Origin of the sequence: Vibrio splendidus, assembly GCF_024347615.1 — a bacterium.
GTDB lineage: Bacteria > Pseudomonadota > Gammaproteobacteria > Enterobacterales > Vibrionaceae > Vibrio > Vibrio splendidus.
Genome location: NZ_AP025509.1, coordinates 1,919,229 through 1,944,453, shown reverse-complemented (window position 1 = coordinate 1,944,453; position 25,225 = coordinate 1,919,229). Strand labels below are relative to the sequence as shown.

The window sequence follows — 25,225 nt, the reverse complement described above, 5'->3', positions numbered from 1 at the left end:
TCTGAGCCCTTCTTTTGCAGTGAGGACGGATCCCTAAGAAGTCTGTTTCAAAAATGCAGGTAAATAGCGTTCTATTTTTTGCTCTGAGATAAGCGGCACCAATAAATAGATCAAACCCGCAAAGGCAATAGATCCGGCTAAGTCTTCTGGTCGATGCATGCCAAGCCAAACACGGCTATAGGCGACACCACCAGCCCAAACCAGTAAACCGCCGACTAGATAAAAGCGTTTCGCCTCTAGGAGAAGACCACCAAAGAACGCCAAACACACACCGACGAAAATCATATGTCCAGATGGGAAAGAGTAGTCAGTTTCACCCAACCAGTGACGCGTTCGCCACTCGCTCACCTTATCTTGTACAGACTCAATCGCAGCATTCTTTTCAACCAATGGTAATTCGTAAAACACTTCCGGCATATCAACCACTTCCTGCGTCACCAAATACTCAGAATAAGGACGAGGGCTCTCAGTGGAATGCTTTAAGAAGGTTTTCGCTGCAAAGCTAAGCACCAACAACAAGCCGAGCTGCAGACAAAGACTGACTAACTTAGCTTTGGAAAACTTCATCGTGAACAATACTAAAGACAAAATCGCTAGCGTTACCAAGAATCCTTGATTGCCCGCAGAGTAAGTCACAAACGTTATGAAGGCTCCATAGAAAGGCAAAACAGCACTTCCAAGGTCGAAGTCAGATCCAAAGATCAAAAAGGGTATGAGGGAATACAAACTTAGAACGAGCAGTAATAAGCCTTTGGATTTGTTAGAGAACAGAGAAGTCATGGCTAAGATCTTTTAGATAAAGTGGTCGGATGCTATCGCAGCTTAGCATCGTCAATATCAATTTTATGTCAAAACGGTCAGTCAGCCGTCATGGTGTAACAATATTCGATTAATGGACCTCTTGAGTATTGATTCGGTGAACAGCCACGCCAGCACCAATAATGTTCAACATCCATTTATGTTCATAGAGATAGCAAAAATCACTGAAACCAGACGAGACAAAGGCATCATCCCACTAATAGACTACCGGACGCGTTCTGCTGATAAAGTGAACACTTACCGGATTATAAGGCCAGAATCTTAAAAACTTTGCTGTCAGTCCTTTAAATCCACTATTGAAAGGATTACCATCTGGTCTGCTTTCAAAAGCAAAACAGATTATTAATTTTTATTCTCAGGGCGGGGCGAAATTCCCCACCGGCGGTATGTCCTTAGCAAAATCTAAAGATAAGCCCGCGAGCGCTCGATTCGTCGAGGTCAGCAGATCTGGTGAGATGCCAGAGCCGACGGTCATAGTCCGGATGAGAGAGAATGAAAACACACTCGTTTAAGTTGGAAAAGCGTACCCGCGTCAGTTGGGTTCGTACCTCCAACTTAGGCGGGTGCATTTCGTTTTGGATAAAACCATAATGAGCTAATACCAATCACAGTAAATAAATGATCAGAGATAGCGCAGGAAAAACGCTTGAGAACAAGGCAAAATTTTTCGATAAGTAGTTATTCTACAGTCAAAAATTCTAACGCCGTTATCAAGGGTTTTAACTAGCTAGAATGACCAGTTGTTTACTACGATTGGTACAAGTTACTTGTAATGAGTAGGCTTTGTTGTGCTCGGTTGAGATCCCTCATACAGCCCTGATTCTGGTGATATTTTAGGAGTTTAACCATGAATCAGTCTTCACTACTTGCCGAATTTGGCGAACCAATCACTCGCGTTGAAAACGCACTGCAAGCTCTACGCGAAGGTCGTGGCGTACTTCTACTTGACGATGAAGATCGTGAGAACGAAGGCGACATCATCTACTCAGTAGAACACCTGACGAATGCTCAAATGGCGCTTATGATCCGCGAATGCAGCGGCATTGTGTGTCTGTGTCTAACTGACGAGCAAGCGAACCAACTTGAACTTCCACCTATGGTTGTTGATAACAACAGCGCAAACCAAACTGCGTTTACCGTAACTATCGAAGCGAAAGTTGGTGTAACAACAGGTGTTTCTGCCGCTGACCGTGTAACAACGATCAAGACAGCTGCAAATCCAACAGCTAAGCCTACTGACCTTGCTCGCCCTGGCCACGTATTCCCATTGCGTGCTCGTAAAGGTGGTGTACTTGCTCGTCGCGGCCACACAGAAGGTACAGTGGATCTTATGCAAATGGCTGGTCTTCAATCTGCCGGTGTACTGTGTGAAGTAACAAACCCAGATGGCACGATGGCAAAAGCGCCAGAGATCGTTGCTTTCGGTAAAATGCACAACATGCCAGTACTGACCATTGAAGATATGGTTATGTACCGCACTGAGTTCGACCTTAAGCTTGCATAACGCTTAATCGTCAGTGTCCAGCGCTGGCGATAATTGGATCGCTAATAAATATTGAAAGGCCTAATTCTTTAATGCTGTTTCTAGTTAATAGCATTAAAGAATTAGGCCTTTTTAATTTCCGTATTTTGAGACGAGCTAGAGATTGATCGCCGAAGTGTCCCTACCTATCGAAACCTCCCCAGCCTAATCACAAGAAAAGCGTAACCTCTCAAAAAATCCTGCAAAATATGAGAAAAATTCACTCGAATGGTGAAGTCATGCACCATTATTGAACACCCATAAATAGAGAAAAACATAAACTACTGAAAAATAACAATTATATATTTTGGCACGGTGTCTGCACTACCACTAAGTAGGTATGCACATATTAGGAGTTAAATATGTTTGTAATTATTTCAGTTGGTTTATCCATAGCAGTACTTGCTGCCCTATTTCATTTTTCCAAAAAGAGACAAACGGCGCTATCACATAGGTTTGAAACCTTAGTTCTACTCAGAGAACTATTGTTGTTATCACGTAAACATCGCGCTGCAACGCATTACGCTCTGGCGTATAAATTGTCTAGCGACTCGATTCGTAAAGTGAATAAGATTTACGACAACATACTTGAGGTGTCTGAATTGCTTCAATCCCATGTGTCGTTTGATAGTCGCCCTATGTATCGCATCTATCACCTTAAGCTCATTGCCATGCACAGCGACTGGCAAAACCGCAGCTTGGTGCGTAACCAATCGATTCATGGCAAAACAATTCGCCACAGCATGTTCTTGATGGATGAAGTGATGATCACCTGGCTGATCCAGTCTGAGCGAGAAGACATGAGTAGTGAATACCACATGAATTGGCAACAGATCTTAGACTGCATGGAGATCTTGACCAAGCTGAGAATGTGCATACCTGATATGGAGAAGCCTGAGGAGTATGCGAGATTCAAATTCTACGCATCTCAGACACACCGCAAACTCAACCAATTATCGATTATCTGCCCTATCAGCAGTGGGTCACCCATTTGTACACGTGCGATGCATGCACTTACCGAGATCGCATCAAGCACTGAAGCGACCCAACCAGCAGATAGCATGTACGAGTTAACCAGTGATATCTCTACTGTGGTATCGCAAGTCTACGACCAAGTATTATCAGACATTACCAAAAGCTTGTATCAGCCTTTACCTAGCATCAACGATAAGGCGATAAACACCCGATTATCCGTACATCATTACATGTAAAGACTTCGTGAGAGGAGAGCGTGCTGGAACTCTGAATTATTGAGTTCAAATCCGATATCACCTTTGATATCGGATTTTTGTATTTATGGGCTTTTAAATTTATTTGGTTTTATTTTAGGACGAGACAAGTTATGAGCGATGTAAGCTTAAACGTCTCCAGATTTGATATCGCTAGACCAAGCTTCTGCTGCAAAATCAATGAACTGACGAACAACAGGCAGCTGATAACTGCGAGACAAATACACCGCCCAAAGCACACTACTCGGTGAAACGAAATCATCCAAAATTCGTTTCAACTTCCCTTCTGCAATCAACGGATTCGCTAAATCACAAGGTAATCGAACAACCCCTTTGCCATGCTGTGCGGCGCGAGCTAACACCCCAACATCGTTGGCCTTAATAGTCCCCGACACCTCAACCGAATAATGTTGGTTATCCTTAACAAAATCCCACTTAGAGACACTCAAATGACGAAAACAATTGTGTTGTCTAAGCGCTTCAACCGTTTCAGGTTCACCGTGTTTGTCTAGGTAGCCTTGTGAGGCACACACCACCGAATCGATTTCCATTAGCTTTCGAGCAATCAAACTATCGTCAGGTTGATCGGTATAGCGCAACGCAATATCGATTCTATCATCCACCAGCTGAGCAAAATGGTCAGAAGCAAATAGCTCTACCGTGATATTAGGATGAAGCTCCGTGAATTGTTCAACCACATCCAACAACATGTGCTGAGTCAAACCAATGGGTGCAGCTATGCGAATCACACCTGAAAGAGCATCGGTTTGATTAAGTGCAGTGACTTCTAGCTCCGCCGTTTCATGGAGTATTTTCTCACAACGTTGTAGCGCAATCTCCCCTGCTGTCGTCAAACTTACCTTACGAGTCGTTCTGTGTAATAGCCTTTGTTTTAACCACCCTTCGATCTCTTGAACATGCCGTGAAACCTGTAAACGGCTCATGTCCAAATGCTCTGCTGCTTGAGTAAAACTGGCGCAATTTGCGACTTCAACAAAGCTACGCATCGCCGTCAACCTGTCCATCACACTCTCCCTTACCGACTTAACCAAGCTTATTAGATAACTGTATAGATACAATCTACATCATTTTACGATATTTATCGCAACCTAGTGAGCTATTAGACTGCAATGGCTGTCGAGAAACAGACTCAATAAATTAGATAATTGGAGAGACATTATGAAAATTGCAGTATTAGGCGCATCAGGTTGGATTGGTAGTCACATCGCTCAAGAAGCTCAATCTCGCGGACACGAAATTGTTGCTGTCGTAAGAGATGCAAGCCGCGTAGAAATCAACGATGTTGAAGTTCGTTCATTTGATTTACAAGATGAAGCGGCAAGTCTAGCGACCGCTTTCTCCGGCGTTGATGCGGTAATTGCTTCGATTGGTGGACGTGCTCTAGGCAATCACGACATCGTAAAAAACACAGCTGCTAAGCTGCTTGATACATTGCCAAGCATTGGCATCGAACGTCTACTTTGGGTAGGAGGTGCAGGCTCATTAGAAGTGGCGCCAAACGTACCGTTAGTTACCGTTCCTGACTTCCCTGCGGACTACAAAAACGAAGCGCTAGCACAGGGTGAAGCGCTTGAAGTGTTCAAACAATCTAATGACAAGGTTAACTGGACATTCGTTAGCCCTGCTGCGGAAATCTTCCCGGGCGATAAGCTATCAACCTACCGCACAGGTGGTGATCAACTGCTCACTGACGAAGATGGCAACAGCAAAATATCCGTCAGCGACTACGCTATCGCGATGATTGATGAACTAGAAGCTGGCAAGTTCCCACGCCAACGTATTGGTGTCGCGTACTAGTCAGCTCATATATAAAAACTAAAAAAGCCGCTTGTTCAAAACAATGCGGCTTTCTCATCTTTATATTGAGCATTCCTTTAATCCAATGGCAGGTGCCCCGTTTTCACTAGGATAACCGTCTCTTCTTCCACATAAGGGAAATGCTCGCTCATATGCGGGCTGCGCATCCATGTGTGTTTTGGATACACGCCATGTTCATCTTTAAAAGTGCCTGACAACACAAAGATCTCTTCACCACCAAAATGACGGTGTGGCTGAAAGCGCTCACCAACGGGCCATTTCACCAAGGCCACATTTTCGTGCTCAAAACCATGCAGCGGCATCACTTGTAAGCCACCGATGCCCGGAAGCCATTCCGTTTCTAGAGTATTAATGCGCACTTGAGTTAAGTCTCTCGCATCAAACTGGTTGAGCTTCACCAAGATCATGCAGCCATTTTTGCTTGATGGAGAATGCGCACTGCCCGGGGGATTACGGATATAAGTACCGGCAGGGAAATCTCCAGTTTCATCTGAGAACACACCGTCTAACACGAAGATTTCTTCGCCTTGTGGGTGCGGGTGCTCAGAAAACGAAGATTCAGGATCGTACTTCACAACACTGGTTGTGTGGCCCGACTCTTTATCTTCTCTTTCTAGCGGCTTACGCCATACCCCTTTGGCAGGGCTCGCGATCCAATCTAATGTCTCGGTTTCTATAACCAGTCTCTTTGAAAAGTCCATGTTGAACATAATGGCGACCTTACTCTTGTTATCGTTTTAATTATTATTGTTGTCTTTCTCGTTTCTATTCTACGCGAATACTCATCAAGGAGGCCATCTCGCTGCTATTTGCCTACGCGACAGCCTCCTGAAAAGAAGCCTAATTAATTGCGGCCAGCGATCACACCGCCATCAACATCCCAGATTGCACCCGTGACCCAATCAGCACTGTCTGACAGTAAGAAAGAGATGCTATTGGCGATGTCTTTCGGCAAACCAACTCGACCAATCGGATGGAATGCGTTGAAACCTTCTAACGCTTGATCCACATCTTCAGGTTTGATGAAAGATTCGTAAATCGGTGTTTTAACCACAGCCGGGGAAACCGCATTCACACGAATGTTATGCTCAGCCAGTTCCATTGCCATGTGTTGTGTTAATGCGTGCAGGCCAGCTTTAGCCATTGAATAGGCAGAAGATGGCGTCGCTTTGATTGCTTGCTTACCCCACATAGAACCAACGTTAACCACACTGCCACCGCCGTTCTTGATCATCAATTTACTTATCGCTTGAGTGATGAAGAAGGTTGCTTTATTAAGCTGCATGTATTGCTCGTAATCAGATTCTTGGTGCTCAATAAACGCTTTAGGGTTGAAGTAACCTGCAGCATTAACAAGGTAACCAATACCTTCTTCGAGCGACTCTAAATGCGCAATAAGGCGAGACACACTCGCATCATCATAAAGGTTAGCTTGCCAACCAGAAGCGTGGCCTAGTGATTGAAGTTCTGACACCGCTTTATCTAACTTAGTTGGGTTATTGCCGACAACCAACACATGGATGTTTTGAGCGACTAACTGCTTCGCTGTTTCAAAGCCCATACCGCTCGTGCCACCGATTACTACTGCAATACCATTTTTAGTGAAGTTCATTTTGTTATCTCCTAAGTCATGTGAACGTGGTAATCTTAGGCCTTGAACTAACACTATGAATAGTAAGTACAAATCGGTTAGGTAGGTACTTATTGGTACATCTTTATGAAAAATCAGGAAAACTTTTTTTCAAGAAAATCAGCACCAGAGCGCTCAGCTCGCATGGTAGAAACCATCTACGGCTGTAAATGGTCGCTAACGGTCTACCAATTGCTCGCAAATGGCATTAATCGCCCTGGTGAAATGGTGCGCTCGGTCGAAGGGTTATCGACCAAGGTATTGAATGAATGTTTGAAGCGAAATGTAGAATTTGGGATTTTAGATAAGCAAATGTTCAACGAACTGCCACCAAGAGTTGAATACCAAGTGACTCCGTTCGGCGAGAAGTTTTTGTTGATTCTAGACCAGCTGGAAAACCTACAAAACGAAATCGACGAGATGTAAGTTCAAGCCAGTCCAACTATTGTCAAAAAACGGAAGACAAAAGAAGGAGACGGGAGACAGCAAACACACTTAGCTCACTGGCATTTGCTCAAAGCGACCTTTTACAAATTCAATGAAGGTTCGAATTCGGCTTGGTTGATAGCGGTCTCGATGGTAGATCGCTGAAAAGTCGACCTTAGGCACCACCCATTCTTCAAACACTTGCAGCAATTGCCCGTCGTTCAGTTCTTGTAAGCAATAGATGGTTGGAACACGAATAATTCCGTTGCCCGACTTCGCGCCCTGCACCAACACTCGCCCATTTTTACATTGCAGTCTGCCCGTCACATGCACATCGACCGTTTTCTTAGTGTCGTCTAGCGCTTGAAAGCTCCACTTACGCACCGATCCCGTTAAGCAGTCATGATGGATCAGATCTTTAGGATGACTTGGCTTTCCTTTACGAGCGAAATACTCAGGGCTCGCGAGTGTTCCCATTTCAATATCCAATAGCTTTCTAGCGATAAAGCCCGCATCTTCAAGACTCCCCATACGAAAAGCGATATCAAACGCGTCTTCAATCAAGTCGACTCGGTTACTACTGAAATCAAGACTGATGCTGATGTCTGGGTAGAGTTGCATGAACTCATTGACCAGATCCGCGATGATCACCTCGCCCAGATAACCGCCAACACAGTTTACTTTTATGTCGCCACGTACTTCTTCGACATCATCAACCGCAGCAATCAGCGCTTGGTCTATGTTATCGAGGGCTTGCTCACATCTCGCGTACAGATCTTGCCCCGCGTGAGTCAGCCTCAAGGTTCGAGTGGTGCGGATAAACAGTGTCACACCCATCTGCTTTTCTAGGCTACTCACTTGGCGTGATACGTGGGAACGAGACACATCCAACTCCTCAGCCGCTTTGGTGAAATTACCTAAACGAGCGATAAGCACGAAAGAGCGAATATCAGACAGGTTAATTTGATTGAGCATAGTCGCCAGCTTACTAATGAAGTTATGAGATAGACGCCTTTATTGTTGCACCACAGCAACAGTGTTTCAAGTAAAGCGCTATATATCAACAATGCTATTTTCCTTAATATACCTCCATCGCAACGAAGCAAGGCAACAAGCACTTGATTCGAATGCACTTAAACAACACGTCGTAGCCAACCGACGCAATAAAAATACAGAGGAAATAAAATGAAAAAGCTAATCGTAATTACAGGTGCAAGCTCTGGTATTGGTGAAGCAATCGCTCGTCGTCTAAGCGATGAAGGTCACCCTCTGCTACTTTTAGCTCGTCGTATTGATCGTCTTGAAGCGCTGAATCTACCAAACTCTCTATCTGTGAAAGTAGACGTAACAGACAAAGCATCTTTTGATGCAGCTATCGCACAAGGTGAAGAGAAGTTTGGTCCTGTCGATGCACTTATCAACAACGCTGGCGCGATGCTTCTTGGTCAAATCGATACTCAAGACGCACAAGAGTGGAAGACAATGTTCGACGTGAACGTAATTGGTCTTCTAAACGGCATGCAATCTGTACTTGCTCCGATGATGGAACGCAATACAGGCACTATCATCAACATCAGCTCTATCGCGGGTAAGAAAACTTTCCCAAGCCATGCTGCTTACTGTGGTACTAAATTCGCAGTACACGCTATTTCTGAGAACGTTCGTGAAGAAGTTGCTGCTTCAAATGTTCGTGTTACCACTATCGCACCGGGTGCTGTAGAGACTGAACTTCTGTCTCACACAACATCTCAAGAGATCAAAGACGGTTACGATTCTTGGAAAGAAGACATGGGCGGCGTATTGGCAGCTGACGATATTGCTCGCGCAGTATCATTCGCTTACCAACAACCACAGAACGTATGTATCCGTGAGATTGCTCTAGCACCAACTAAGCAACAGCCATAGGCCTTTGCTATCGTTACTAAACAAGCGATGAACTAAAAAGCGCCACTACTTATTCAGTAGTGGCGCTTTTGTTTTTATTAAGTCTAGCTACAAGCAGTAACCGTGATTAAAACTCAACGCGGTAAACTGATGTGCTGCCGCTCACTTCATTGCCGACCGCGATAAAGTGGTTACCAGAGCGAGTGAAATACTTGATTGACTCTGGACCTAAGTCACCCGCTTTCGAGTTGTAAGTATCGTTGTCGCAATCACCGTCTTCATCAACCTTGGTGCACACTAGCTGAGTAAAGTCGCGGTTGTTTAGATAGCTGATGAAACTTGTACTCTTAGGCTGCGTTACGTCGTAAACCATGATGCCACCTTGGCGCTCAAGTCCAATAAAGGCATAGTGCTTGCCGTTGATCTCAGCCACTTCGATGGCTTCAGGTTCAATCCCTTTATCATCACTGCGATCGTCACCACTTTGGTTGTTATCATTGGTGCTGTTGAAGTTTGCAGGATCTTGCTCAAGTACGATTCGAGCAAAATCATCGCCACTATCAAACACTAACTCACCCGACTCATCCCAGATAGAGAATGAGCGGCTACCGAATGCTTGAACCTTTTGGTCGGCGGCAAGTGTCCCTTGTGGCTTAATCACCTTAAGGCGAGCCAATTGATTATTGTCTTTCAATGCACCAGCCAATGGGTGGTTAGCATCAACGTCTAACTTCTTGCCACGCACTTCATCGACATAAGCGATACAAAAGTCTTTTTCTGTTGTGTAGTTTTCGGTGCCTTTATAGTCATCACCATCCCACTCAAAACCTTTCTCGTCACACATTTCTTGCGTGGTTTTGATGCCATACTCACGACCATCACCTTCATTCGCAGTCACAATGTAGGTATTACCATCAACGCTGTAGCTAGTGATGCTGTCTGGCATGTAAAGGCCTTCTAACATTGCGTAGCTTTGGAGATTACCGATGTTTTTGTCTTTGTTTGACGCATCTAACTTAGCGTTATCCCAAGGTTTCCCGCCTAGCCCAAGAATCGCATCCACTTGTGCACTCGCCACATCAATGGCTGCCAATGCGTTATTCTCTTGAAGGGCAACGTAGAGTTTTCCGTTATCCGCAAACGTTAGATATTCCGGTTCAATATCTTGAGCAACGGTTGCATTCGGCGCAGAGATTCGAACCTTGTCAGTCAGCTCTGCATGGCGAGGCTGACCTTGATTGAACGCCTTGAAATCGATCTGCGTGACTTTTGCTTGCAAAGGGCCATTGGTTAAATCCACCAGCGTTACTGAACCTTCAGGGTCAATGCTGTAATCCGCATTCGGCTCACCTTCATTTGCAGAGGCAATATAGCGACCATCTTTCGAGAAGCTCACCATGTCCGGTAATGCACCAGCCGTATAAGTAGTGATCAGCTCTAACGTGTCTGAACGATAAAGTGCAATGATGCCGTTTTGTTGCTTGTCAGCATTTTCAATCGCGACAGCAACTAATCCTTGATGAGTAGACACACTATTCGCTGCACCAATATCAATACCAGCAGCTGCAGACGCTGATTGAAGATTAATCGAACCCGAAGATGTTGGTTCGCTAGCCGAGTTCATTGATAACACATCAACCTTCTGAGCTTGAGCGTTCACAACATAAAGCTTGTCGGTACATGAATCGTAGCTGACGATTTCGGCTGCTGAGGTATCAAACGGGGCATCGGCAATAGCACGACCAACCAGACTGATTCCGGTTACCTCAGCATTGGAAGCGCTTGGCTGCTCGATGGATTTACATTGAAGGCTAAAAGCATCAAGTGACGTTTGAGATGGCGTAGCAACCGTTGGTGATGTTGACGTTGATTGAGAACAGCCTACTAGAGCAGAACTTACCGCGATAGGCAGTAATAATGTCAGCTTATTAAATTTACGATTCATATATCCTCCATAATTTGAATCGCGATCATAGAGGGCTGTTATGACAGTTATCTTTCTCTTTTATTAACAATAAATGACGACAATAGGTTTCTTTTACTCATAACAACAGAAGCTAAGGTGAGCACCTTATTAACAAATAAGCAAAAAAAAAGCGCCCAAGCTGGCTGATGCTTGAGCGCCTTTAGTAAACTGAATAGGGAGATTAGAAGTTGTAACCACCACCGATCATGAATACCCATGGGTCGATATCAACGTCAGTTTTGAATGTATCTGTCGCAGTCTTGTATGTTGCTGTTGTTCCGATATCTGCGTACCAAACCGATGCATTTAAGAACCAATCTTCATTGATCATGTAATCCATACCAATGTTTGCAGCTAGACCCCAAGAGTCATCAAGAGACAAGTCGCTCAAGCCAGCATCTTTACCAGTGCCATTAAGTTCTTCATCGAAAAATACCGTGTAGTTAATACCAGCGCCTACGTAAGGACGGAAGTCGCTGTTCGCTTGACCGAAGTAGTACTGAACCATAAACGTTGGTGGAAGGTGCTTGGTGTCAGCAACTTTACCTAGGCCATTAACAGAAATACTGTGAGAGAAAGGGCTCGCCGCTAGTACTTCAAAGCTGATGTTGTCAGTGAACATGTAGCCGAAAGTAAGGCCTAGTTGAGTATCTGAATCTACTGAAAACTCTAGGTCTGGATTGTTAAGCACTGCGCCGCTGCTGTCGTTTGGAGATACCGTTGCTGCACCTGCACGGATGATGAAATCACCTTCTTTATGAGCAAGAACATTGGTTGACATAAGAGCCGCAATAACCGCAATACCACATACTGTTTTTTTCATTATAATTTCCTTTTGAGGGCTTAATTTTTATTGGTGAATGAGTAATCATTTCTTATTTTGCGTGCAAGGTAGCATATAATAACCCCACTTTATTGATGGAAATCAATTTGTGAAAAGTTGTGATTATTTATGTAAATTTATATCGACCCGATCACTTTATTCCTTCATTTTATTGACAGTTTTGTAATGCAACTTTCCCGTGCGTCATCTTGTTAATTCACCCCCTCACTTTGCCCAGATCTCTTCGGATCAAAATAGAGCAAGCCAACATCTCGTACGCATCAATTTGGTGCAGGTCTACAAGAATCAGCCTCACCTCGTTTAATATTCAATGAGTTACATTTGGCTTAGTGCTTGCAAGTCTATGTTCATAATCATAAATACATTGAGGTTCTGACCATGCAAGACACTCTAACAATCGTTCTGGCCGGCGGTGTTGGCTCTCGGCTTTCTCCCCTCACCGATAACCGTGCAAAACCTGCGGTGCCCTTTGGTGGCAAATATCGAATCATCGATTTCACTCTCGCGAACTGCCTGCATTCTGGGCTTCGCCAAATTCTGGTACTGACTCAGTACAAGTCTCACTCTTTGCAAAAACATTTAAGGGATGGTTGGTCGGTACTTAACCCCGAGCTCGGCGAATACATCACCAATGTTCCCCCACAAATGCGAACGGGTGATAGCTGGTACAGCGGTACTGCCGATGCGATTTATCAAAACTTGTATCTACTTTCTCGTAGTGAAGCTAAGCATGTGGTGGTGTTATCAGGCGACCATATCTATCGCATGGATTACGCGCCAATGCTCAAGCAGCACAAAACGAACGAGGCCGACTTAACCGTGGCGTGCATGGAAGTTTCAATTGATGAAGCCAAAGAGTTTGGTGTGATGGAGATAGACGAATCTCTCGAGATCAATAACTTTACCGAAAAGCCACGTTACCCAGCATGTGTACCCGGTAGGCCGACTCGAAGCATGGCTTCAATGGGTATTTACGTTTTTGATAAAGAGGTGTTAACACAAGCGCTACTGGCGGATGCCGAAGACCCGAACTCAAGCCACGATTTTGGTAAAGACATCATTCCTAAGTTGGTCGGCAACAACCGTGTTTACGCATATAAATTTGGGGATGAGGAAGGTCGTGTAACCCAAGATGCGTACTGGAGAGATGTTGGTACTATCGATTCTTACTACCAATCCAATATGGATCTGTTGAAACCGGCCTCGCCTATCGATTTATACCAACCAGATTGGGCGATTCGCACCTATGATCCGCAACTTCCACCTGCGCGAACCATTGCTTCTGTAGAAGGAAACCAAGGGATATTCATCAACTCGATGATCGCGAATGGAGTGGTGATTGAAGGGGGTTCAGCGCAAAACTCTATCTTCTTCCCTAAGGTCAAAGTCAGCAATGCCGCGATTGTGATTGATAGTATTCTGTTTGAAGACGTCGAGATTGGGCGAAACTGCCACATTCAGAACTGCATCATCGATAAAAACGTAAAAGTGCCAGATGGAACCCAAATCGGCATTGATAGGCTTGCCGACGCTAAACGCTTTCTGTCTCGTCCTAAAATACGTTGACGATTTTAGTTAGCCAGTAACGCAAGTTGCTGGCTTTTTTCATGCATCTTATTTGGCGTATTCATACCTAGGCTGAGATGTGGCCTCATTTCGTTGTACGTATATATTGACTCTTCAACAAGTGTTTTCAACTCGCGAAGATCTTTGCACTGAGTAAGCAAGAACTCTTGCTTGAGGATACCATTGACCCGCTCAGCTAACGCGTTTTGGTAACAGTCATAACCATCCGTCATTGATGGAGTTATACCATGCTTTTTAAGTTTCTCTTGATAGAGGTTTGAGCAATACTGAAGCCCTCTATCTGAGTGATGGATTGTCGCATGACAATAACATCGAGTTTTTACCGTCATATCTAAAGCCTTCACAACATCGCTCGCTTTCATTTCATTGCTAACTTCATACCCCATGATTTTACGGCTGAAGGCATCGGTAACCAATGACAAGTAGTGAACGCCCTCGTTTGACTGAACATAAGTGATGTCGCTCACCAGAACTTCTTCTGGTTTTGACGGAACGACTTCTTTTAGCAAGTTCGGATGTTTTTTCATCCAGTGTCTGCTGTTCGTTGTTTTGGTGTAACTTCGTTTCGGCTTAACGAGTAAGCGCTCTTCTCTGAGGTAATTAAACAAAGCATCACGGCCAAGTTTTATTCCCTTAGCTATCAACTTCGGCTTCAGTAAGAAATAGAGCTTACGAGCTCCCAGCCGAGGCATGAATCGTCTTAGCTCAAGCACCATCCCTTTCACAGGAGCAAGCTCAGCCTGACGAGTGGTCTCACGCTTTTCTCTCTGATAGACACACTGACGAGATATATTGAGCAATGAACAAGCTTTACTTAAGCTTACTTTCTTCTCTTTTTGAAGGCTTCTTGCTCCTTCGCTATATACTTTTTTCTTAGCGACATCCCGTGCTCAGCATCAAGAATATCAACAACCCTATTGAGAAGAAGGCATCTGAGACGTTCATCTTCGAGCTCTTGTTCAAGTCGTTTTATTTTTTGGGCAGGCGTTTCATTCGCTCTCGGTGATTTAGGCATCGTGTTCTTCCTTGGGTTGGTAGTCCAATCCATTTTGCCATGCTTTCTTAACCAAGTAAGAACAGTCGAACGACCTTGTATGCCGTAAATTGATTGGGCTTGTTTATAGGTCATGTCGCCTTTTTCGATGGCGTCTACAACCTGCAATTTAAAGCCTAGTGTGTAATCACGCTGAGTGCGCTTAACGTAGTGTTTATTTGGAATGGTCATCATTAGTCCTCAATGTGTAAACACATTTCAGGACGGGACATTCATATATCGAAAAAAGGCGTCATTGTGGTGCCCTCTTCTTACCAATTTGAAGAGTAATCTTGGTCATTGTAATAGCTTTTCTTTAAACGAAAAAAGGCAGCGAATTCGCTGCCTTCTTATTCATTCACACGTCCTCAGTTAAACCCTAACTGTCCATGCATTCGATTAAACAGAAATCCTTAGAAAGGCCCTAGCTCAATCATTTGAGCAATCACAACGGAAATCAAAGCGCCCACTGACCAGAACAAGAACAGCGGTAAGAAGAAACGAACCCACTTGGTGTAAGGTACTTTTGCAATAGCCAATACCGCTAACAAGCCACCGTTGGTTGGGTAAATATAATTAGAAATACCATCACCCAATTGAGAGGCCAGAGCTGCTACTTGGCGAGTCACTTGACCAATATCTGCCAATGGAATGATGATTGGCATTGTGATCACAGCTTGGCCACTGCCAGACGGAATGAACAGGTTGATCGCAGCCTGCGAGAAGTAGATCCCTGCTGCTGCCACAAGTTTAGAGCTACCAGAAATGATCTGTGCAAGATAGAAGATAATAGAATCAACAATCTTCGCGTCTTCCATAATGGTCAACACTGAGCGAGCGAAAAAGATGATCAGCACAGCAACCAATACATCGCTGACACCTTTGGTCCAATATTCACAAATCTTGTTCGGAGATAAACCGGCAACCAAACCCGGAATGATCGCCATCGCCACAAATGCACCCGCAATCTCGGTAAAGCCGAACCCCATCGTCAACGTGCCGAAAATCATGTATGCGAATACGCCCAAGAACGCGATGCCCGCAAGCTTTTCACGAGTAGTCAGTGTTTTCGCTTCAACGCTAGATTCGTAGTGGTAACCCGTACCATGCAACAAACCTTTGGTTGGATCCTGCTTAACTTTACGCGCGTAGTTAAGTACATACCAAGCACCCGTTAACAACATGAACATGCCCACAATAAAGCGGTACCACATGCCTGAATACATAGGCAGTTCAGCAATAGTGTGTGCGATACCTGTGAAGAATGGGTTAGCTAGCGCAGCTGCAAAACCAGCACAACTTGCCAGTAAAACAACACCAAGTGCCGTTATCGCGTCATAGCCAAGTTTGATACAGATAGGGATCATCAAAGAGATAAAAATCACATCAAGCTCACGCATACCGGTGAAGGTGACGTTGAAGAAGATCGCAGTCATGATCACAGGTGCAATCACGTACAAGCCTTGCTTCTTTAGCTTAGTGGTTAGCGCAACGACGGATGCGTCTAACAAACCCATGTGTTTGATAATGCCGAAAGCACCACCCACAAATACCACAACACCCATCACACCAGAAGCGGATTTGAAGCCTTTAAAAAATGATTCGAAAAAAGAGGCTAATGTTGTTGGGTTACTGGCTAATAGTGTGTAACTGTCTGGGTCGATAACCGTGCGGCCATTCATAACCACTCGTTCAAACTCACCAGCTGGGATGAAGTAAGTTGCGATTGCAGCAACAATCACCATGATAACCAAAGAGAGAAACGGGTGGTTTACTTCTTTCTCTATCGGAGCTGTGTTACCAGCTTGAGATGTAGGTACGGACGTAGATACCGTAGTCGTCATATAGACTCCTTACTTGTCAGCAACTAAGGAGTACTTAGCTGCCGAGAGGGATTTTTGGAAAAACGAAACCCTTCACGCAGAACTAAGCTCGCGCTAATTTAGGCTGTTTCAAAAAGGCCTTTGATAGATGGTGCTCTCAAATGTACATAGTGAAGTAGTGAGTACTACTCTCTTTGCGTCCGAGCAAAATGCAGATGTTCAGCCAAGTCAGGCCAAACTGAATGAGGTCATTACGGGCAGATAAACAAAGAAATCCGCTGAGTAATATGTTTTTTATCAATTACAAAGACAAGCCGCGCATGCTAACACAACGAGCGGTAAATTGTCAGAAAAGTGTGAGTTTCGTCATGTTTTGGTGGACTTAAAAAAAGCGCCTAGCAAAAACTGGGCGTTTTTCTTACATTGACTGAATTACTTAGGCGCTAGCTCATAGTTTTCTTGCATCTCATGAGGGGCAATCCCGTACTCATAGTCCGCTAAGTAACCATCCTTATAGACCTTCATTCCCTTCTCATCCCAGCTCACTTTGATCATCGCCGTGTTGCCATCTTCACTGCCTAACAGCTCAAGCATTTCAGCATCGATCTTAATCGCTTTAATGGTTTTAATACGCTTAAAGGGCTTAAATTCAGTGGTCGAGGTTGGCAAAGATCCGTAGCTGCTGATCCATGTCTCTTTAGGAACTAGCCATTGGTTGAAAACATCATCCACAATCGCTTTCGGCATGCTTGCGATAACAACAGAATCTGTCATTACGTTATTTGTCTCGATGCTGTAACCGCCCTCACCGTCTGAAACATAGGTAGGGAAATCAATGCCAATTTCAGACTTTGCTGGCAAACGGCCTAGAGTGACCGACTTCTTAACGTACAGTTCTGCAGTTTCAAACTGCTGCATGATCTCAGGGATCTTCTGAAATTCAACAGGGGCAGCAAAGGCATTGAAAGCGAAAGAAAGGGAAGCTGCAAATGCAGCGAATTTAACAGGCATTTTCATGATAACGGATCCAAATAGAAGATAGCTGTTAGAGTATCCCGTACTAAAACTCATCTCAATATCTCATTGTTCTTTATATCAGTAATTGTGATATCGACAGAGCAAGTACGTTTTGTTCACTAAAATGGATGTGGATTTATAAAAGCAGACTAGAATAAGTATTTGGAGTGATGCGTGATTAGGGCGATAAAAACTAAGTTGAAAGAGTGAATTGGAGTAATACTTCAAAGGTGAGGGATTTTTAAACACGTTTGAAATTCACGAAACATAATATGCGACCAGTTCATCGGACTTTCAAGGGAGTAATGGGAGATTATTTGATAACACTGAAGTGAATCACACATGTGCTATTTCGCAGTTGGTTAAACTCACCGATGTTTGCTACGTTTAAATGACACAGTCATTGGAAAGGTATGATTTATGAAAATAAATGTTCAAACACATCACGTATCAATTAACGACGAGTCACGCAAAGACATCGAAAGTAAATTCGAGAAGATATCGAACCATTTCCCATCACTGATCAGTTGCGACATCATCATTACTAAAGAACACGGTCAACATCAGGTAGAAGTATTCACCAACTACGAAGGTGTACGAGTAACAGCAAAATCTACAGACGATGTTATGTACCCAGCTATCGCTGCAGCACTCAAGAAACTTGAAGCAGGCCTAAGTAACCGTAAGGGACAATTGAAAGCAGACCTACACGAGAAACCAACGAGCACGAAGCCAGAAATCGCTTCGGACATCATCCAAGAGATGAAACTGGTATAACTCGATAAGTAGTTAAAGCGAACTAACGAATAGAAGCGCACAAGAATTTCAAAGCCAGCACATGTTGCTGGCTTTTTCGATCCCCCCTCAATCTCTTTATCAATCTATTACTTTGATTTTGACTATCGCGATGGCCTAACCCCTTCACTTCTCATCTTCGAACCAAGTCCAACTCTATATCGTTTTTAGCAAACTTATGTCACTGGCTGCTATAACAATCTCTAGTCGTATTTGGTACAGTTATAAGCAGAAATTTAGAGAATAAAGGAATGTTTATTATGAAAAAAATCGCGCTAATTCTATTTCTATCGACTCAACTGATGGCTTGTACAGAAGTGGGCAGTGAAGCTTGGTGTACAGATATGAAAGAAAAGCCGAAAGGCGACTGGACTGCCAATGAAGCCGGTGATTTTGCTAAACATTGTGTTTTCTAAACACGGTTAAGCGTTAATTAACGACACTTAGTAGCACTGAGTGAAAAACGTTTAACGACGAACAGAGCACTCCACGCAACACAATAAACCCGAATAAGTGAGTTTGAGGATGGAACACCAACTAGGTAATGACTGGCAACACATCAACTGGGTATTAACCGACGTCGATGACACGCTCACTTGGCAAGGCTCACTCCCTCCAGAAACCCTGATTGCGTTACAAAAGCTGAGAGACAATGGAATCAAAGTGGTCGCTGTAACGGGAGCCTGTGCTGGTTGGTGTGACCATATTGCGCAGCTTTGGCCTGTCGATGCCGTGCTTGGAGAGAACGGCGCCTTCTTACTAGAGAAGCAAGATGGTGCATTACAACTCTCATCTGAAACACCGCTAGAACAAGTGCGTAAGAACCAAGCTAAGCTAAAACAAGAAGTTGAAGCGATCTTGTTGAGTTACCCCGACCTATCGCTAACTTTGGATCAATCTTACCGCTTGTGTGAGGTCGCGATTGATATCGGCCAAAACCGTAAGCCTGTTGATCCTGAAACTGTTCAAGCGGTACTCGAAAGAATACACGCTTTAGGCGCACACGCGACGGCAAGTTCGATTCATATCAATGCTTGGTATGGCGAACACTCAAAGAAAAACGCTGTGCACCGTTTCCTTACTAATAAAGGCTTATCGCTTGAGCAAATCCACAATCAAGCCTGCTATGTCGGCGATTCAATGAACGATCAACAGATGTTCGAATCACTACCACTCACCGTTGGCGTGGCAAACATTAAGCATTATTGGGATAAGTTAGATCATCATCCAAGTAAGGTAATGTCGCAGCCGGGTGGCTATGGGTTTGCAGAATTTGTGGATGCGCTGCTGGCAGTTAAAAGCTAGACACTTAAAAACGAATCACGCCCTTCTACTTCTAACAAGGTCTTAGGTCACTCAATAGACATAAAAAAACGACCGCTAGGTAGACCGAAGTACCTAGGGTCGTTTGAGCTTCAAAATGCTAGATAAGCTCTTAACTTTGACACATCACACAAAACACAAAACACGCTGCATTGCACCATATGTTTATATGAGTTTGTTACGGATGTGGATCACCACTGCTTCTGCAACGATAACCACTGCGAAGATACTCACTAATACCATCGAAACTTTTTGCCACTCAAAAAGGTTCTGCGCATCGTTTAGCACCACGCCAATACCACCAGCGCCCACTAACCCCAATACCGCAGATTCACGCACATTGATGTCCCAACGGAACAATACGATGGAATAGAATGCGGGCATCACTTGTGGCCAATACCCTTTAAGCAAGATGCTCATCCAAGAAGCGCCGGTTGCGCGCAGAGCTTCGATAGGCCCCATGTTCACTTCGGCAATCGCTTCCGCTAACAGCTTCCCTACAAAGCCGATACTGCGAATGGCAATTGCCATAATGCCTGCGAGAACACCGGGGCCAAATAGTGCGATAAACAACAAAGCCCAAACCAATGAGTTCACAGAACGTGAAGACACCAGAAAGAATTGAGCCACCCAGTTCAGCGCTTTATTAGGTGTGATATTTGGCGCGTTCAACAACGCCAATGGAATCGCAAATATCAAGGTAAACAAGGTACCTAACGTCGCAATGTGCAGTGTTTCAATCATCGCTGCGTGGATTGATTCAGGATAGAAAGCGTAGTCCACTGGCACCATACGCTCGAACATGTCAGCAAACTGCGCTGGCGCGTCGTATAGGAACTCAGGAATCACTTCAACCGTCTGCCAAGACCAAACAATCGCACACACTAAGCTCAGGTAAACGGCAAATCGAGCCACACGTTCGTTGGGTGTAAAACGCTGCCACTCTTTATCGATAGATGCAGTTGTCATTAGAAGATTCTCCTAACAATGTTGGAAAGAAATTCACCCACAAGAATCAATGCGATAATGGTGATCAAAATAGCGGCGACAAAGTCGTAGTCAAAGCGTTGGAATGCCGAAAATAACGTGCCGCCAAGGCCGCCTGCACCCACAATGCCAACCATGGTTGAGTTACGTAGATTTGAATCCAACTGGTAGCTAGCAAAGCCAATAAAACGAGTAAATACTTGAGGCATTACCGCATACAAAATGACGCTGATAAAACTGGCACCGGTTGCTTTAATCGCTTCAACCGGTTTAAAAGAGATCTCTTCAATCGCTTCTGCAAAAAGCTTGGCAATAAAACCAATCGATGCGAAGACCAAAGTCAGGATCCCAGCAAGGGCACCGAAGCCCACCGCTTTCACAAATAGGATTGCGATGATCACCGGGTGAAAAGAGCGACATAGTGCGATGAAACAACGTATTGGCGTCGATACGATTGAAGGCATCATATTTCTCGCAGCTAACAAGCCCAGAAACAATGAAATAACGATGCCAAAGAAGCTCGAGATAATCGCAATTTGTAAGCTTTCCGCTAATCCACTCAGCAGTAAGCTAGTACGCGAAAAATCAGGCGGAAACATTCTTGATAGTAACCGCTCACTTTCACCAAAACCGATCACCAAACGATCAAAAGTCAGTCCTAACGTCGAGAAACTGTAAAACAGATAAGCAACTATCGCAGCGATGATTGCTCGGTTAGTCCATGAGGTTTTGAACGGGTTTTCATGCTTCGCTGGCGACTGGTTTGACGGTACGCTTGGCGATGAACTTGGGGTTAATCCAGCCATGACTCACCCCCGTAAATGATTTTTAGGTCTTCTTCTGAAATACCTTCAGGGCTGCCATCGTAATGCACTTTGCCATTACACATACCAATGATGCGCTTGGCATAACGCTTGGCTAAGTTCACATCGTGGATGTTAACCAACACGGGAATGTTTTTCTGTTCTGCGAATGTCTCCATCAACTCCATGATCTCAACCGCGGTTTTCGGGTCGAGTGATGAAGTCGGTTCATCCGCCAATAAGATATATGGGTCTTGCATTACTGCGCGAGCGATACCGACACGCTGTCTTTGGCCGCCCGATAAACTGTCGGCACGTTGGTTAGCAAAGTCTTGCAGGCCAACAAATTCAAGTAACTCAAACGCTTTGGCTAGGTCTTGCGCAGAGTAGTTACGACGCCATGCATTCCAAGCGGTCATGTAACCCAAACGGCCACTCAACACGTTCTCGATAACCGTTAAACGTTCGACAAGGTTATATTCTTGAAACACCATGCCGATATGTCGGCGCTGTTTGCGTAGCGCTTGCCCTTTTAGTTGAGTCAGGTCTGCGCCATCAAAGATGATCTCACCTTGGCTTGGATCGTTGAGTCGGTTGATACAGCGCAGAAGTGTACTTTTGCCTGTACCGGATGGGCCGATAATCGCGATGATACCTGGCTCATCGATATCAATATTAATGCCTTTAAGGATTGGCTTGCCTGCCACGTATTCGTGGAAAAGGTTGTTTATCTTTATTCCTTCATAGCTTGCTACGGCCATACTGCATTTCCTTGTGCGAATTTTCGAATGATCTATGCCCTACCCGCGAGGGCATAGATATTTAGTTGAAGTAGGTGTTTTTAAAGGGCTAAGTCTTTCTAAAACTTAGCCTTCCAACAGAGCTAAGAACTAGCCGTTGTTTGCTTGTTTTGCTAACTCAGCGGCTTTTTTCTTTGCGCGTTTAGCCGCATCTTTTTCAGCTAACTTCTTCAGGCCAGTTTTGGTGTAAGCCGTACCTGTCGCGTGGGCGATATCACGAATCACATCCCACTCTTCTTTGTAGCTGATAGGAGAGAAACGATCAGCACCTTTAAACGATGCGCTCATTTCTGGTGTAAAGCGGTAACTAAAGAAAGCCTCGTTGATCTTCTCAACTAGCTCTGGTTTTAGGTTGTAAGCATAGCCAAACGCAGACGTTGGGAAACGTGGGCTACGGTAGATGATCTTCAGTTCAGAATCGTCAACACGACCTGCTGCTACCATACGATCGTACACGTCCGATGCCACAGGTGCTGCGTCATAATCTCCATTGAAGACACCTAGAATCGATTGGTCATGCTTACCTGAGTAAAGCACTTTGTAATCTTCATCTGGCACTAAACCTTTCGCTGGGAATAACGCACGTGGAGCTAGGTTGCCAGAGTTGGAAGATGCAGAAGTGTGTGCAACCTTTTTGCCTTTCAGATCAGACATTTTGTTAATGCCGCTGTCTTTACGCACAATCGTGATTAGGTTGTAGCCTTGGAAGCCAGACTCATCGCCCTTCACCGCAATTGGAACGTAACCTGCTAAGTTAACTGCGTAGCCTGTTGGACCCGTAGAGAAACCAGCAACGTGCAGTCGACCAGAACGCATCGCTTCTACTTGCGCAGAGTTCGAGTGAACTGTGTAGTAAATCACTCGCTTACCCGTGATTTTACTTAGGTGAGCTTGGAAATCCGCAAACGCATCTTTGTACAGCGCAGGGTCTTCTACTGGCGTGTAAGTAAACACAAGCGTACTTGGGTCATTCCACTCATCTGGGTTCTTTGGTGAGTCGGCCACCAAATCTTGGTTTTCATCACAGTATCGATCGTCTAACACACCACGGCTAGAGCAGTCGCTTGCCATAGCCATTGAAGGAAGCAGTAATGAGCTAGCGATTAACAGTCCTTTAACACTGATTTTCATATTCAAACCTTACTTTTACTTATTTTTGAAAGTCACCTTAGCTACTGCAGCCTTCGTGCCATATTTTTATTTACTAAATTTCAACAGCTTACAAACAACCTCAAACTAACCAAGATCTTTTGAGTCATTCGTGTCCAACTCAAAACCAATCATTTGGGTCATTTCTGTCCCGCCGATTTCAGTGGTAAAAAAAGAGCCCGAAGGCTCTTTGGTTCACTGCTTTTTCTCTTATTATTCTTTGGCTAAGCGCTCTCTATACAAACGCTATAATTTGCGACGTAACAGCGCTCTCAGAATCGCCTATGCGTCGCTGTCCATGCAGTTAGCGTAATAAGTTACCGTTGCAGGCCAATCGCTGAATACGCCCATCACACCAACATCTTGTGCCAACACATCAAGCATTTTCATCATATCGCCATCATTGTTGATGCCATCTTTCACGCTCTTGTAATACCAACCACCGCCTTGCGCTAGCGGGCCAGAACGTTCCAGTGTCCATGCGATAATGTCGAGGTCTGCATCCTTAGCCAGTTTCGCGTAGTTAGACGCCACTAATTCGTTGTTCTTATCAAGTTCAACCAAAGCAAACAGAGGTGGTGCGATGATATTCACGCCCGCATCGTGTAGCTCTTTCATGTTTTCAACAGACGCGACAAAGTCCGTTTGCTCATAAACACGGTCATCAAGATAAACCGCTTGTTTGCCGAACTTCGGCGTTTCATTGATCCAATACTTCACATCATCCAAGTTGAATGACTGTAGGTAAGTCTCAGAAGGCTTGAAACCCGCTTCTTTCAGTTCATCCACCAACTTCTGCGCATACATCTCTTGGCTAAATCCATTGAAAGGCATATCTACCGCTGCTGATTTCAATTCAGGAGTGACCTTCACGCCGTGCTCTTTAAAGAGTACTGCACTTTCTGCGTGCGTCATCAATGTTCCACTTTGGCTGTAAAGATCGGTTCTCCAACCTGGAGTCCCGTTCATGTACTCTTCAACCGTGGTAGCTTTTGGGTTCGCACCATCCATTTTACCTTTGAGCGTCTTAAACTCAGCCAGCGTGAAATCAGAAGTACGGCACTCAACCTGCGCATCTTCGCCTGTCGCCGGGTTGGCTGGCGTGAACGGTGTTGAACACTTCTTAGCGAGATCTGGATGCGCCAAAACATCGGTTGTGGTGTGCAGATCACTTTGAGAGTGACGACATACCAACGCCTTATCTTTGGTGAAAGTCACATCACATTCCACGACGCCTGCGCCCATTTGAATCGCCGCTAAATAGGATTCCTTAGTGTGCTCAGGAAACTGCATCGCAGCTCCGCGATGCCCAATAGAAAAATCACTACGATGAAAAGGTCCTTCGCTGCAACTCAACAGCTTAGTTTTCAAAGGGCTCTCATCCATATTGTTGACTAAAAAGAGGGGACGAGGTCCTAAGTTTGCTGGTTCTGCAGCGGCCCATGCCGTTATTGAACTCATGCCTAATATCAGAGCAATCGAACCTTTCAGTATTTGCTTCATGTTTGTATCTCCTTGCAACAAGCAATTATTTTTCTAATGTCCTTTATTCGATCATTCGGTGTTGGATAGCTGTCATATATAGATAGCCGTCATATGTTTTTTGACTCAACATCGAATAACCTCATGTGGGCTGACGCCACAATGTAGGGATTGCACGCTTTATGCCAGATGTTAAAGCTCTTTTATTACAATCACTTGAAACAGTTAGCCATTCGACTAAAAACCAAATGGGTCATTGTTGTCTTA

24 protein-coding genes and 1 riboswitch are annotated in these 25,225 nt (G+C 44.6%); of the genes, 9 read left to right on the top strand and 15 right to left on the bottom strand.

The window, feature by feature from the left end; genetic code table 11:
• Positions 1-33: 33 nt before the first annotated feature.
• On the bottom strand, positions 34-780 hold the full coding sequence (locus OCU90_RS25760) for a phosphatase PAP2 family protein (protein WP_017064917.1): 747 nt from the start codon (positions 778-780) through the stop codon (positions 34-36).
• Positions 781-1,166: 386 nt separating this feature from the next.
• Positions 1,167-1,317, top strand: a riboswitch (FMN riboswitch).
• Between the two features lie 349 nt (positions 1,318-1,666).
• On the opposite strand from OCU90_RS25760, the gene ribB reads away from it, so the two are divergent.
• Positions 1,667-2,323 (top strand): 3,4-dihydroxy-2-butanone-4-phosphate synthase, encoded by a 657-nt coding sequence (ribB, locus tag OCU90_RS25755; protein ID WP_004733029.1) that lies wholly within the window; start codon positions 1,667-1,669, stop codon positions 2,321-2,323.
• Between the two features lie 380 nt (positions 2,324-2,703).
• Positions 2,704-3,552 carry a hypothetical protein gene (locus OCU90_RS25750; protein ID WP_061025943.1) on the top strand — a complete coding sequence of 283 codons (849 nt, stop codon included), beginning with the start codon at positions 2,704-2,706 and terminating at the stop codon, positions 3,550-3,552.
• Between the two features lie 146 nt (positions 3,553-3,698).
• On the opposite strand, the gene OCU90_RS25745 is transcribed toward OCU90_RS25750, so the two are convergent.
• Positions 3,699-4,595, bottom strand: coding sequence for a LysR family transcriptional regulator (locus OCU90_RS25745; protein WP_061025942.1), 897 nt, complete (start codon positions 4,593-4,595; stop codon positions 3,699-3,701).
• Between the two features lie 154 nt (positions 4,596-4,749).
• On the opposite strand from OCU90_RS25745, the gene OCU90_RS25740 reads away from it, so the two are divergent.
• Positions 4,750-5,388: an NAD(P)-dependent oxidoreductase gene (locus OCU90_RS25740; protein ID WP_061025939.1), complete on the top strand. Its 639-nt coding sequence runs from the start codon at positions 4,750-4,752 to the stop codon at positions 5,386-5,388.
• A 77-nt stretch (positions 5,389-5,465) separates the two neighbouring features.
• Here the strand turns inward: OCU90_RS25740 and OCU90_RS25735 are convergent, their stop codons facing one another.
• Positions 5,466-6,119 (bottom strand): cupin domain-containing protein, encoded by a 654-nt coding sequence (locus OCU90_RS25735; RefSeq protein ID WP_061025938.1) that lies wholly within the window; start codon positions 6,117-6,119, stop codon positions 5,466-5,468.
• A 134-nt stretch (positions 6,120-6,253) separates the two neighbouring features.
• The gene (locus tag OCU90_RS25730; RefSeq protein ID WP_061025935.1) at positions 6,254-7,021 is read right to left on the bottom strand and encodes an SDR family NAD(P)-dependent oxidoreductase; all 768 of its coding nucleotides are present in this window, start codon (positions 7,019-7,021) and stop codon (positions 6,254-6,256) included.
• Positions 7,022-7,126: 105 nt separating this feature from the next.
• Here OCU90_RS25730 and OCU90_RS25725 point away from each other — a divergent pair, with 105 nt between their 5' ends.
• Positions 7,127-7,465 (top strand): winged helix-turn-helix transcriptional regulator, encoded by a 339-nt coding sequence (locus OCU90_RS25725; RefSeq protein ID WP_004733017.1) that lies wholly within the window; start codon positions 7,127-7,129, stop codon positions 7,463-7,465.
• Positions 7,466-7,534: 69 nt separating this feature from the next.
• Here the strand turns inward: OCU90_RS25725 and OCU90_RS25720 are convergent, their stop codons facing one another.
• On the bottom strand, positions 7,535-8,440 hold the full coding sequence (locus tag OCU90_RS25720) for a LysR family transcriptional regulator (RefSeq protein ID WP_061025933.1): 906 nt from the start codon (positions 8,438-8,440) through the stop codon (positions 7,535-7,537).
• 210 nt (positions 8,441-8,650) lie between these two features.
• On the opposite strand from OCU90_RS25720, the gene OCU90_RS25715 reads away from it, so the two are divergent.
• Complete coding sequence (locus OCU90_RS25715; RefSeq protein ID WP_008216572.1) at positions 8,651-9,370, top strand: SDR family oxidoreductase; 720 nt, start codon at positions 8,651-8,653, stop codon at positions 9,368-9,370.
• 106 nt (positions 9,371-9,476) lie between these two features.
• On the opposite strand, the gene OCU90_RS25710 is transcribed toward OCU90_RS25715, so the two are convergent.
• Together OCU90_RS25710 and ompW are read right to left on the bottom strand one after the other, a co-directional pair.
• Positions 9,477-11,294: a choice-of-anchor I family protein gene (locus OCU90_RS25710; RefSeq protein WP_061025931.1), complete on the bottom strand. Its 1,818-nt coding sequence runs from the start codon at positions 11,292-11,294 to the stop codon at positions 9,477-9,479.
• Between the two features lie 202 nt (positions 11,295-11,496).
• Complete coding sequence (gene ompW / locus OCU90_RS25705) at positions 11,497-12,138, bottom strand: outer membrane protein OmpW (protein ID WP_061025929.1); 642 nt, start codon at positions 12,136-12,138, stop codon at positions 11,497-11,499.
• A 399-nt stretch (positions 12,139-12,537) separates the two neighbouring features.
• On the opposite strand from ompW, the gene glgC reads away from it, so the two are divergent.
• A complete protein-coding gene (gene glgC, locus OCU90_RS25700; RefSeq protein ID WP_061025927.1) occupies positions 12,538-13,725 on the top strand; it encodes a glucose-1-phosphate adenylyltransferase in 1,188 nt (395 codons plus the stop codon).
• Between the two features lie 5 nt (positions 13,726-13,730).
• Here glgC and OCU90_RS25695 read toward each other — a convergent pair.
• From OCU90_RS25695 to OCU90_RS25685, 3 genes are all read right to left on the bottom strand, one after another.
• Positions 13,731-14,971, bottom strand: a protein-coding gene (locus tag OCU90_RS25695; protein ID WP_372114074.1) for an IS3 family transposase whose coding sequence is annotated in 2 segments (ribosomal slippage) — positions 13,731-14,599 and positions 14,599-14,971 — 1,242 coding nt in all. Because the reading frame shifts where the segments join, the coding sequence is not laid out codon by codon here.
• A 221-nt stretch (positions 14,972-15,192) separates the two neighbouring features.
• Positions 15,193-16,623 (bottom strand): YfcC family protein, encoded by a 1,431-nt coding sequence (locus tag OCU90_RS25690; protein WP_004733003.1) that lies wholly within the window; start codon positions 16,621-16,623, stop codon positions 15,193-15,195.
• A 411-nt stretch (positions 16,624-17,034) separates the two neighbouring features.
• The gene (locus OCU90_RS25685; protein WP_004733002.1) at positions 17,035-17,619 is read right to left on the bottom strand and encodes a hypothetical protein; all 585 of its coding nucleotides are present in this window, start codon (positions 17,617-17,619) and stop codon (positions 17,035-17,037) included.
• Positions 17,620-18,039: 420 nt separating this feature from the next.
• Between OCU90_RS25685 and hpf the strand changes: the two genes are divergently transcribed.
• From hpf to OCU90_RS25670, 3 genes are all read left to right on the top strand, one after another.
• Complete coding sequence (gene hpf / locus OCU90_RS25680) at positions 18,040-18,396, top strand: ribosome hibernation-promoting factor, HPF/YfiA family (RefSeq protein WP_004733000.1); 357 nt, start codon at positions 18,040-18,042, stop codon at positions 18,394-18,396.
• Between the two features lie 278 nt (positions 18,397-18,674).
• Entirely contained in the window at positions 18,675-18,830 is a 156-nt protein-coding gene (locus tag OCU90_RS25675) for a DUF3012 domain-containing protein (protein WP_017076890.1), read from the top strand.
• Between the two features lie 109 nt (positions 18,831-18,939).
• A complete protein-coding gene (locus OCU90_RS25670; RefSeq protein ID WP_061021483.1) occupies positions 18,940-19,719 on the top strand; it encodes an HAD-IIB family hydrolase in 780 nt (259 codons plus the stop codon).
• A 183-nt stretch (positions 19,720-19,902) separates the two neighbouring features.
• On the opposite strand, the gene phnE (OCU90_RS25665) is transcribed toward OCU90_RS25670, so the two are convergent.
• The 5 genes from phnE (OCU90_RS25665) to OCU90_RS25645 form a co-directional block, all read right to left on the bottom strand.
• Positions 19,903-20,706, bottom strand: coding sequence for a phosphonate ABC transporter, permease protein PhnE (gene phnE, locus OCU90_RS25665; protein WP_004732994.1), 804 nt, complete (start codon positions 20,704-20,706; stop codon positions 19,903-19,905).
• Positions 20,706-21,530 (bottom strand): phosphonate ABC transporter, permease protein PhnE, encoded by an 825-nt coding sequence (gene phnE, locus OCU90_RS25660; RefSeq protein WP_054541529.1) that lies wholly within the window; start codon positions 21,528-21,530, stop codon positions 20,706-20,708. Before phnE (OCU90_RS25660) ends, phnE (OCU90_RS25665) begins: the two co-directional genes overlap by 1 nt.
• A complete protein-coding gene (phnC, locus tag OCU90_RS25655) occupies positions 21,518-22,288 on the bottom strand; it encodes a phosphonate ABC transporter ATP-binding protein (RefSeq protein ID WP_004732991.1) in 771 nt (256 codons plus the stop codon). Before phnC ends, phnE (OCU90_RS25660) begins: the two co-directional genes overlap by 13 nt.
• A gap of 129 nt (positions 22,289-22,417) precedes the next feature.
• A complete protein-coding gene (phnD, locus tag OCU90_RS25650; protein WP_004732989.1) occupies positions 22,418-23,458 on the bottom strand; it encodes a phosphate/phosphite/phosphonate ABC transporter substrate-binding protein in 1,041 nt (346 codons plus the stop codon).
• Positions 23,459-23,758: 300 nt separating this feature from the next.
• Positions 23,759-24,979, bottom strand: coding sequence for a glycerophosphodiester phosphodiesterase family protein (locus OCU90_RS25645; protein ID WP_061021481.1), 1,221 nt, complete (start codon positions 24,977-24,979; stop codon positions 23,759-23,761).
• Positions 24,980-25,225 lie beyond the last annotated feature (246 nt).

Excerpts from the sequence above, each read along its gene's own strand:
- OCU90_RS25760 (WP_017064917.1), bottom strand. The coding sequence starts at position 780 with ATGACTTCTCTGTTCTCTAACAAATCCAAAGGCTTATTACTGCTCGTT.
- ribB (WP_004733029.1), top strand. The coding sequence starts at position 1,667 with ATGAATCAGTCTTCACTACTTGCCGAATTTGGCGAACCAATCACTCGC.
- OCU90_RS25750 (WP_061025943.1), top strand. The coding sequence starts at position 2,704 with ATGTTTGTAATTATTTCAGTTGGTTTATCCATAGCAGTACTTGCTGCC.
- OCU90_RS25745 (WP_061025942.1), bottom strand. The coding sequence starts at position 4,595 with ATGGACAGGTTGACGGCGATGCGTAGCTTTGTTGAAGTCGCAAATTGC.
- OCU90_RS25740 (WP_061025939.1), top strand. The coding sequence starts at position 4,750 with ATGAAAATTGCAGTATTAGGCGCATCAGGTTGGATTGGTAGTCACATC.
- OCU90_RS25735 (WP_061025938.1), bottom strand. The coding sequence starts at position 6,119 with ATGTTCAACATGGACTTTTCAAAGAGACTGGTTATAGAAACCGAGACA.
- OCU90_RS25730 (WP_061025935.1), bottom strand. The coding sequence starts at position 7,021 with ATGAACTTCACTAAAAATGGTATTGCAGTAGTAATCGGTGGCACGAGC.
- OCU90_RS25725 (WP_004733017.1), top strand. The coding sequence starts at position 7,127 with ATGAAAAATCAGGAAAACTTTTTTTCAAGAAAATCAGCACCAGAGCGC.
- OCU90_RS25720 (WP_061025933.1), bottom strand. The coding sequence starts at position 8,440 with ATGCTCAATCAAATTAACCTGTCTGATATTCGCTCTTTCGTGCTTATC.
- OCU90_RS25715 (WP_008216572.1), top strand. The coding sequence starts at position 8,651 with ATGAAAAAGCTAATCGTAATTACAGGTGCAAGCTCTGGTATTGGTGAA.
- OCU90_RS25710 (WP_061025931.1), bottom strand. The coding sequence starts at position 11,294 with ATGAATCGTAAATTTAATAAGCTGACATTATTACTGCCTATCGCGGTA.
- ompW (WP_061025929.1), bottom strand. The coding sequence starts at position 12,138 with ATGAAAAAAACAGTATGTGGTATTGCGGTTATTGCGGCTCTTATGTCA.
- glgC (WP_061025927.1), top strand. The coding sequence starts at position 12,538 with ATGCAAGACACTCTAACAATCGTTCTGGCCGGCGGTGTTGGCTCTCGG.
- OCU90_RS25690 (WP_004733003.1), bottom strand. The coding sequence starts at position 16,623 with ATGACGACTACGGTATCTACGTCCGTACCTACATCTCAAGCTGGTAAC.
- OCU90_RS25685 (WP_004733002.1), bottom strand. The coding sequence starts at position 17,619 with ATGAAAATGCCTGTTAAATTCGCTGCATTTGCAGCTTCCCTTTCTTTC.
- hpf (WP_004733000.1), top strand. The coding sequence starts at position 18,040 with ATGAAAATAAATGTTCAAACACATCACGTATCAATTAACGACGAGTCA.
- OCU90_RS25675 (WP_017076890.1), top strand. The coding sequence starts at position 18,675 with ATGAAAAAAATCGCGCTAATTCTATTTCTATCGACTCAACTGATGGCT.
- OCU90_RS25670 (WP_061021483.1), top strand. The coding sequence starts at position 18,940 with ATGGAACACCAACTAGGTAATGACTGGCAACACATCAACTGGGTATTA.
- phnE (WP_004732994.1), bottom strand. The coding sequence starts at position 20,706 with ATGACAACTGCATCTATCGATAAAGAGTGGCAGCGTTTTACACCCAAC.
- phnE (WP_054541529.1), bottom strand. The coding sequence starts at position 21,530 with ATGGCTGGATTAACCCCAAGTTCATCGCCAAGCGTACCGTCAAACCAG.
- phnC (WP_004732991.1), bottom strand. The coding sequence starts at position 22,288 with ATGGCCGTAGCAAGCTATGAAGGAATAAAGATAAACAACCTTTTCCAC.
- phnD (WP_004732989.1), bottom strand. The coding sequence starts at position 23,458 with ATGAAAATCAGTGTTAAAGGACTGTTAATCGCTAGCTCATTACTGCTT.
- OCU90_RS25645 (WP_061021481.1), bottom strand. The coding sequence starts at position 24,979 with ATGAAGCAAATACTGAAAGGTTCGATTGCTCTGATATTAGGCATGAGT.